The sequence below is a fragment of the Lutibacter maritimus genome, from assembly GCF_900116115.1.
Taxonomy (GTDB): domain Bacteria; phylum Bacteroidota; class Bacteroidia; order Flavobacteriales; family Flavobacteriaceae; genus Lutibacter; species Lutibacter maritimus.
The window spans coordinates 1-9,189 of record NZ_FOZP01000013.1; the positions used below are offsets into that span (position 1 = coordinate 1).

At 29.2% G+C, this 9,189-nt stretch carries 11 protein-coding genes; all 11 read left to right on the forward strand.

Annotation, left to right across the window (positions count from 1 at the left end):
* The first annotated feature begins 1,006 nt into the window (after nt 1-1,006).
* Nucleotides 1,007-1,381 (forward strand): DUF805 domain-containing protein, encoded by a 375-nt coding sequence (locus tag BM335_RS15360; protein ID WP_090230766.1) that lies wholly within the window; start codon nt 1,007-1,009, stop codon nt 1,379-1,381.
* Nucleotides 1,382-1,633: 252 nt separating this feature from the next.
* A complete protein-coding gene (locus BM335_RS15365; RefSeq protein ID WP_090230769.1) occupies nt 1,634-2,302 on the forward strand; it encodes a DUF6794 domain-containing protein in 669 nt (222 codons plus the stop codon).
* 171 nt (nt 2,303-2,473) lie between these two features.
* Nucleotides 2,474-3,283, forward strand: a complete 810-nt coding sequence (locus BM335_RS15370) for a hypothetical protein (protein ID WP_090230773.1) — start codon at nt 2,474-2,476, stop codon at nt 3,281-3,283.
* A 194-nt stretch (nt 3,284-3,477) separates the two neighbouring features.
* Nucleotides 3,478-3,627, forward strand: a complete 150-nt coding sequence (locus BM335_RS15805; protein WP_177219233.1) for a hypothetical protein — start codon at nt 3,478-3,480, stop codon at nt 3,625-3,627.
* Between the two features lie 45 nt (nt 3,628-3,672).
* Complete coding sequence (locus tag BM335_RS15375; RefSeq protein ID WP_090230778.1) at nt 3,673-4,203, forward strand: hypothetical protein; 531 nt, start codon at nt 3,673-3,675, stop codon at nt 4,201-4,203.
* 751 nt (nt 4,204-4,954) lie between these two features.
* Nucleotides 4,955-5,473, forward strand: a complete 519-nt coding sequence (locus BM335_RS15380; RefSeq protein ID WP_090230781.1) for a hypothetical protein — start codon at nt 4,955-4,957, stop codon at nt 5,471-5,473.
* Between the two features lie 151 nt (nt 5,474-5,624).
* Nucleotides 5,625-6,260, forward strand: a complete 636-nt coding sequence (locus BM335_RS15385) for a SanA/YdcF family protein (protein ID WP_090230785.1) — start codon at nt 5,625-5,627, stop codon at nt 6,258-6,260.
* Nucleotides 6,261-7,061: 801 nt separating this feature from the next.
* Entirely contained in the window at nt 7,062-7,490 is a 429-nt protein-coding gene (locus BM335_RS15390; RefSeq protein ID WP_143102445.1) for a hypothetical protein, read from the forward strand.
* 169 nt (nt 7,491-7,659) lie between these two features.
* Entirely contained in the window at nt 7,660-8,061 is a 402-nt protein-coding gene (locus BM335_RS15395) for a hypothetical protein (protein WP_090230794.1), read from the forward strand.
* Nucleotides 8,062-8,063: 2 nt separating this feature from the next.
* On the forward strand, nt 8,064-8,594 hold the full coding sequence (locus BM335_RS15400) for a hypothetical protein (RefSeq protein ID WP_090230798.1): 531 nt from the start codon (nt 8,064-8,066) through the stop codon (nt 8,592-8,594).
* A gap of 272 nt (nt 8,595-8,866) precedes the next feature.
* Nucleotides 8,867-9,189 (forward strand): hypothetical protein (locus tag BM335_RS15405; RefSeq protein WP_143102446.1); only part of this gene is annotated, 323 nt, incomplete at its 3' end.

The window sequence follows — 9,189 nt, forward strand, 5'->3', positions numbered from 1 at the left end:
AATTTGGACTCAAAAAAACTATTAAATCTATAAGCATTGCTCAGAAAATGATTAAACAAGCTGTACAAATTTATAATAATGAAAGATTACATTGGAGCCTGGATCTTAATACGCCACAAAATGTTCACCAAAATTATAACCAACAAAAATATAAATCATATGCAAAAAAATCAGCGTAGGAATATTGGTAAGTTTTTTAAAACCCACAGGGATTTTTTTGAAAAAACTTATCAATGTTCCGGTAATTTGACTATTTTTAATCCTAATTTTTAACCAAAAAATGGTCAACCTATTTCAGGACAAGACACTTCACTTTGAAGTCCTTAATTCTAGTTTTTTAAGTTATAAAAAGTTGAACTATCTAACACACAAAAAAAATATTTTAATAAGAAAATAAAGTTCTAAAATCACTTCTACTCTATTTGAAAAATTTGAGCATTTATGATTTAAATATTGTAATGGAAAAATTGAGCAATGAAATCGGAAAAAACTCATTGAAACGAAAAGATTGAGCAAAATGTCGGAATTGAGCATTGAAACGGAAAAATTGAGCACAATAACGGATTGAGAAGTGAACCGAAAAAGTTCATAAGAAAATTGAATCTAAATAGATAAATTCTAGATTTTAAAAAATTAAACCGATTTGAGTATTGAATTGAAAAAGTATTTAAGACAAATTTTAACTAATTGATAAATACAGAATTTTATAATATTTACGGTACGACTTTTTAGCACCAGAATTAAAAGCCGCTACAAGCAACACCGTATAACCAAAATTGTTTTTTATCGTAAAATAGAATGTTTCTTAATATTAATTTTATTATTTTTATCAAACAAAAAAATTGCAAAACAAATCACAACTTTAGTTATACAAACACGTTGCCAAATATAGCGGAGATAAATTTCGGTTAGATTGAAGATATTATATAGTGGAGTCCAGAACCCACTCTTAAAAAACGGGGTGAAACCGAAAAACCTTAAGTAGGAAAATTTTAATTTTAAAAAAATGAATTGGTATTTAAAAGTATTAAAACAGTATGCAGATTTTAATGGCAGAGCAAGAAGGACAGAGTATTGGATGTTTGTTTTATTCAATATGATATTTGCAATTATTGCAATGGTATTAGATAATGTTCTTGGAATAGCTATAGGAGAAATCGGATACGGACCTTTATATGGTATATATACAATAGCTATGATTATACCTAGTTTGGCTGTTGGAGTAAGAAGACTTCACGATGTAGGAAAAAGTGGTTGGATGATGCTAATTGCATTAATTCCGATAATTGGTGCTATTTGGCTTTTTGTATTAATGGTTACAGATGGTAACTCTAGCGAAAATCAATACGGATTGAATCCAAAAGAAATTATAGCCTCTTAAAAAAATTGTTGATTTATGATAAAACTCCCTTTAAATATGAGAAGTAATATTTAACTTTAAAAGGGGTTTACTCCTAACAATTTTAAGAAAGAATCAAATCAAATGAAAAGCTACATTAGGCAACAACTCATAAAATTTATGCTTAAATTTGAACTAGTACAAAACGACAAACATTCTAACAAACCGATTTGCTACCACCGAAAAATCTCCGATTTTTAGGCGCACAAATCTTATAAAAACTCGTTAGGCAAAATGCTGAAAAAAACTTCCGTCATATTAATATTCTCACTGACATTTATAAGTTGTTCAGTTTTATTTGATTCCTACAAATCAGAAATAGACGGTGTTTATATTCCAAAAAACTTGGATGATGCTATTCTCGAAGTTGATAAATTTTACAGTGATTCTTTAAAAACAGAAATAAAGAAACTAAACGAGAGTGAATTCGTAGGCGATTATCATTTCGGAACTGGACTTTGGATAAGAAACAATTGGAATTTGTGGTCAGGTTCACGATTGGGACGTTTTTTTAAAAGAAATGGAATTAAACACCCTGATGATATGTCAAGCATCATTTTGGTAAGTTATCACCGTAAATTGACTGGAAAAGAAATAGAATTTAAAACACAGGTAGCCGAATACAAGCAATCTTGGAGAGAATCAAAAAAGATGTATGACCTTGCCAAATTACCTAAAAAATCAAAATATCCAGCAGATAGTTTAGAATTTGGATACACAAAAGGATATTGGCATAAGGATAAAACTTCTCTTCTACATTTTCAGACCAATTCAAAAACCGATTCCCTATGGATATATGACTATCTGTACGGATGGAAAAAAATAAACCAGGAAACAGCAAAAAAACTAAAAGCTCCTAATTACGAAACTGACTCGATTTTAAAGGTAGTCTTTAATAAATAAAGCACATTTGCCTAACACCGGCTATAATCCATTGCTCCAGTTGGTTAATTACACGATTTATTCCTACATTTATAAAATATGATTCCTACTTCGGAAAATCCTGCGGATTTTACTCGCAACGGAATCATAGCCCAACCGTTGGCAACAAGCTAAAATCAGAACGCTAAAAAAATGAAAGAACACGGAATTAAAATTTTATATGGAATTTTAGCAGTTGGAATTATAGTTTCTATCTTCCATATTTTTAATGACAAAAATGGTTCTGGGTTAGGAAATGTAATTGACACTTTTACGATTACATCAATAGTTCTGTTTCTTTCAACAATTGTATTTATTTTAATATCATTCAAAAAAAACATTCGAAAAATAAGTGTTTGGTTTCTTCTAATTTTAAGTTGTCCACTTGCAATTATGTCAATGACTCATTTGACAAAAGAATATTCTCTGAAAAAAACAGAAACGACAACGCCAAATGAATTTGTTTATAATGTAAAAGTCGACCAGAAAACTTATGAACTTGATAAAATCAAAACTCAAAAATTAGTTGACAGTTTAATAAAAGTTAAAACAGTTCGAAGACCAGCAGAATTAGCTTTGAGATATTTTAACGGAAAAACATATAACGACACAATCGAAAGAGATTGGGCAATTGATTTACCTGAAAAAGTTGAGTATAAAGAATCGATTATTGACACATTATTTTACTCGGAAAACGGAAATGAAATTGTAGCAGGATTATTAATAAGCAAAGTCTTTAATGAATATCAAGATTATCCAAAAGGCGGAATTGAATATTTTGGAAAAGGGTTTAGGTTTGACAAAAACGACTTAAAACCGATTAAAATGCTGAAATATTCTGTGACAGGATATGACAATTATAAATCGTGTTCGGAAAGATTAAGGTATTATTATTTAAAAAAAATCGGAACTTATGAAAACGAACAAAATATGAATGACACAAGATTTTTAAACCGAAAATAAAAAAAAGCCAGTTGCCAACACCGTATAAAATTAATTGCTAGTTCTAGCCTACTTACGAAAGTCCTCGCGGACTTTCTATCTGTGATTTATTTGCTAACTTTAGTGCTTAAAACACGCAACTAATCTTATACAATCACGTTCTACGCAATTTGACGGAACAAAATCTAATTATTAACATTTTAAATTTTAAAACAATGAGTAAAGGAAAAGGACAAGGAAACGCTGGCGGATGGCCATCAACAACTGGAAACAAATCTGGAGGAGGAAGAAGTAATGCATCAAGTAAATCTGGTGGAAGTTTAAAAGGTTCTTCTTCTGGTTCAAAAGGAAGTTCAAAAAAATAAAAACTCAAAAACACGGTTAGCAAACCTAATCGTGTGTTTTTTTCTATGAAGAAAATACAAGAATTAAATCCGAGCACAGTTGAACTTTTGGAATTGGAATACAATTATCAACCTGAACTGACCGAAAAACTGGACAACATAAAATCGGAATTTAATCAGGATTTGATTAACGAAATCGTATTGTGGAAAACCAATCGTTACGCTGAATTAAATACTCAAACGCTAAATTTAATAAACAAAATTGACCGAAAAGCGGAATTTATTGACTCGGCTTTAACTGGCGAAATTTTGATGGAATTGCTAAAAACGAAAGGAATTAGATTGCCAATGGCTTCGACAATCTTGAGATTTAGAAATCCAAAAATCTATCAAATTATTGACCAAAGAGTTTACCGACTGATTTATGGAATAGAACTAAAGTTAAAGACAAATATAAATGACAATATCATTCAATATTTGAACTATCTGACTGACTTAAAAAAGGTTTGTGATTTATACCAAATTCCATTCTCTGAATCTGACCGAATTCTGTATGAATATGACAAAATTATGAACTTGGAAAAAATAAAATACTGAATAAAAACTGCGTAGAACAACGTGTATAGCTCATTGCGGCTGAATTCCTAATCGGAATTCATTGCAATTTGCTATCTTCGTTCTACGGCGGAAAATCATAGCTGATTTCCCGCAACGAGCCATACACAAACACGTTGTAAATAATGGTGGACTTCACTCTGAAGTCCTTCATTCTAATATTTTAAATTAGAAAAAGTTGAACTGTCTAAAACACGAAAAAAATATTTTAACGAAAAAATAAAGTTCTAAAATCACTTCTACTCTATTTGACAAATTTGAGTATTTATGATTTATATATTGTAACGGAAAAGTTGAGCAATGAAATCGGAAAAACTCATTGAAACGGAAAGATTGAGCAAAATACTGGAATTGAGCAATAAACCGAAAAACTCATTGAAACGGAAAGATTGAGCATAATAACGGATTGAGCAACGAATCGGAAAAGTTTTTAAGAAAATTGAGTCTTAACCAAGAAATTAAAGTTTCTAAGAAAATGAGCCGAATTGAGATGTGAATCCAAAAAGTATTTAAGACAAATTTTAATTCATAGATAAATTCAAAATATTATAATAATTACGTACGATTTTTTAGCACCAGAATGAAAAACCACTATTTACAACAATGTATAACCAAAATTGTTTCTTTTAGTAAATTAGAATGTTTTGTAATATTTATTTTATTAAATTTATAAAACGAAAAAAATTGCAAACCAAATCACAACTTTCGTTATACTAAACCGTTGGCAAACATTATGAAACTAAATTTGATAAAAACATTCTTATTACTATTTATTTTGACTTCTTATAGTGCAAATGCTTGTGAATGCATTATTATCAAATCGATTGAGAAAGAATTTAAAAGCGCCGACTATGTATTGTCGGGAAAAGTTGTTCAAATAGATTATGTTCAAATATTGCAAGAGAAGGATGGAAAATCAAGAGTATTTACATCCAAATCTCGAGATAAATTTGATATTTTCAAAGGTCGTGTATTGGCAAAAATCACATTTGATTCCATTGAAGTATTTAAAGGAAATAAAAGAAAAAAAGAAGTAATTATTTACACTGGTAGTAGCGGCGGAGGAGATTGTGGTTATTATTTTGAATTGAACGAACAATATTTAATTTATGCCTTCAAAGATAGTTGGGGGACGAAGGAATTACGTGATAATAAAAGAAAACACAAACAAACCTTGTACACTGATAGGTGCACTCGGACTAAGGTTGTTGACTCTGAGGAAATCGAAAAAATCAGATTACTGAAAGAATAAAAACGCTTGCCAACACCTCATATAATTTATGCTTAAATTTGAACTAGCATTAACGACAAACATTCAACAAACGATTTGCCTCGTCCGAAAAATCTCCGATTTTCCAGTCGCACAAATCATATAAAATCACGTTGGCGTGCATTTCGAAAAAATGAAAAAGAAAAAAGTATATTATTTAATTCTATTATTAAGTTTAACAATTTCATTGATTGTCTTTTCTAATTATTCAATCGAAAAAAATTCGAAAAATAAAACTTATTCTGACTCGTCACAAATCGAAAAGAATAAAGTAGGACTTGTTTTAGGAACTTCTAGAACATTAAAAAACGGAACAATAAATTTATATTTTAAGTATCGAATAAATGCTACTGTCGAGCTTTTCAATAAAGGAAAAATTGATTTTATCCTGATAAGCGGAGATAATGGAAATGAAAACTATGATGAACCTTCTGATTTTAAAAACGAGTTAATAAAACTTGGAATTCCTGAAAATAAAATATTTTTAGATTATGCCGGATTTAGAACGCTTGATTCAGTAATTAGAGCAAAAGAGATTTTTGGACAACAGAGTATTACGATTATTTCCCAACAATTTCACAACGAAAGAGCTATTTATTTAGCAGAAAAAAACGGAATAAAAGCAATAGGATTCAATGCTCAAGATGTGTCTGGCAGATATGGAATAAAAGTTAAAACAAGAGAATATTTAGCAAGAACGAAAGTATTTATTGACATCTTATTTGGAGTAAATCCTAAGTTTTTAGGGGAAAAAATTGAAATTAAGTAAAACGACACGCCAACAACGCACATAAAAAATTGCTAAATTCAATTAAAAGAATGTTTCTAAAATAAAAAAATATTAAATTTAAACATTGGAAAATTACGTTTTAAAACCCGCAACTTTTCATGTCCAAAACCGTTGTAAAATATGGCGGACATCATACAGATGTCCTTAATTTGAGTTTTTTTAAGTTAAGATGTCAGAGCCGGAATGAACCGCGCGAGATAAGGAGAATTTTAATTTATTCGATTTGTAAGTTGGTGTGAATTGGATTAAAATTGCCTCGGAGTTGATTGTTGAAACGGATTGATTCGCAAAAAGCTGGATTGACAATTGAAACGGATTGATTCTCAATAGAATGAATTGACAATTGAAACGGATAATGATTTTAGAAAAATTGAAACATAATAGAAAAATGAAAGGATTTTTGAATATTTCTTGATTTGAATATATAAGCCGATTTTGACTATTGGTGCGGTGAAATTTATAGTTATGAAAGATTAATTTAACTCAAAACCACATTTTACAACAACGCACATAAAAAATTGCTTATTTCAGTAAAAAAGAAAGTTTATAAAACAAAATAATATTAAATTTAACCAAAGAAAAATTGCGTTCCAAACTCGCAACTTTTCATGTCCAAAACCGTTGGCAACAATTTGAGAAATGACAAAGTACATTACCATATTTCTAACCTTTTTGACTTTTTTAGTTCTGATTTCTTGCAATCAAAAGACTTCTGAAAAAAAAGTTACTAATAAACCGATTCTGGAATCCGTTGATTATCATAAAATAATAGATTTGATTATGGAAAATCACTCGGAAACTGAAACCAAACTTTACAATTTTGACATAAAATATACAGGTCAAAAGAACGGAGAAACACTGAATGACTTCAAATATGTTATAAATAATACGGATTCAAAATCACAGTCTGAATTACTAAAAAAGTTAATTTCTAAACAAGATTCTTTTGTGTTTAATAAATCAAAGCTAAATTCTAAAACAACTGAATTTCTAAATCCAAAAGAAACTAAAAACAATGATAAAATAATTTACGTTTTCAATTCATTCTTGGCTAATAAATCGTACGACTCAATTGTTGCAAATATTTCCGTTCTATATACTAATGAGGAATATGGTGGAGTAAATGGAGGTTGGGAAGAAATTGCTTTTTTTTCAAAAGAGAACGTTAATTGGAAAACAGATAAACGAATTGAATATATAGAATATTAAAAAAAACAGTTGCCAACACCGTATATAATTTATTGCTAGTTCTAGCCTACTTACGAAAATCCTCGCGGATTTTCTATTCGGTTTTTATTTGCTAAATTACGTGCTAAACCACGCAACAAACCATACACAAACACGTTGCCAGCAAGCTAAGATGAAAAAAACAAAATAAATGTCAAATAGAAATTATAATAATCAATCTCTCCACGACAAAGTCATAAATAGTGCTAGTAATTTTCTAAACACTTCAGAATATGATATTTATATAAACCCTTCCTCACAAAAAAATGCGGGAATAGGAGAACTTTATCCTGATATTATTCTTACAAAGAAAGGAAAAAACACAGTGGAATTTATCATTGAAGTAGAAACATCAGATAGTATCAATCTTTTTGAAGCGACAAATCAATGGAAAGAATATGCAAATAAAATACAAGCTTCATTTTACATTTTAGTCCCGTTAAATTTTTTAAATAATGCAGAGATACTATGCAAACAAGTTGGAATAAGTGCTCGATTTGGAACATATGAAGTTGATTTTTTAGGTAATGTTTCAAAAATAATTTTTCATTAATTATGGTAGAAACAATACTTGCAATCATATTAGGAGGCTTTGGAGGAACCGTCGGAACAATTGCTTACACTAAATATACTAGTAAAATTCAAAAAATGTACTGTTATTGTATTGACGAAGATATTATGTCAAAATTACCGATAACTAACGACGATGGCACAACACATAAGAATATTCATACAAAAGAATTTTTACTTAAAAACACAACAAATATAGACCAAAAAAACTTTAGAGTAATCTTTGAGTTTGAAGCTGGAGCAATAATACTTAAACATACAAATAAATCTAAAATTGGAGTAGATGAATTCAAAAGCAGACTCCCAAAGCCAAATGAATATTCTGTAAGAATTAAAGATTTCAACAGAGATGATGAAATAAAGTTTATTTTCGAAATTGCAAACATTGTAAATAATAAGATTAGTATAACAGAGGCAAATTGTGTTGGTTTTAAGATAACCCATAAAGACAAGAGGAAAATAAAAGCAAATTCAAAACTGACTTTCGTTTCGAAAGAAAACATTAATCCTGAATAAGAAAAGCCAGACTGGCAACACCTCATATAATTTATGCTTAAATTTGAACTAGTACAAACGACAAACATTCAACTAACGATTTGCTACAACCGAAAAATCTCCGATTTTCCAGTCGCACAAATCTTATAAAATACCGTTGGCTACAATGTCCGAATAAAAAAATTGCAAAATAAATGAGCGGAGCTGGGAATATGCAATCAATGAATACAATTATTCGAAACAATAGGAATTTGTTACGAAAAATAAGTATTTTCAAAAAAGACAGCTCTTTTATGAGTGCCAGAAAAGCATATTTGAAAGCTTTTCAAGGAGAAGTTGATATAAGAAAACTTTCGAAACAAGAACTTCGAAAAATACGAGAAAAAGTTATTAAAGAACGAAAAAAGGAATCTTTACGACTTTGGATAATTTCATTCTTAATTACCATTCCTATTCTTTTTTTATCTTATAATCTTTATAATAGTTTTGTTCAATATCAAAATAAAAAACTTAACGAAAATTTTGTGTCTGATAAAGAATTAGAGAAGATATTAATTGAAAGAGAAAATCAAAAAAAAATTGAGAAGTATGAATTTTATATAAATAATGGAGATAA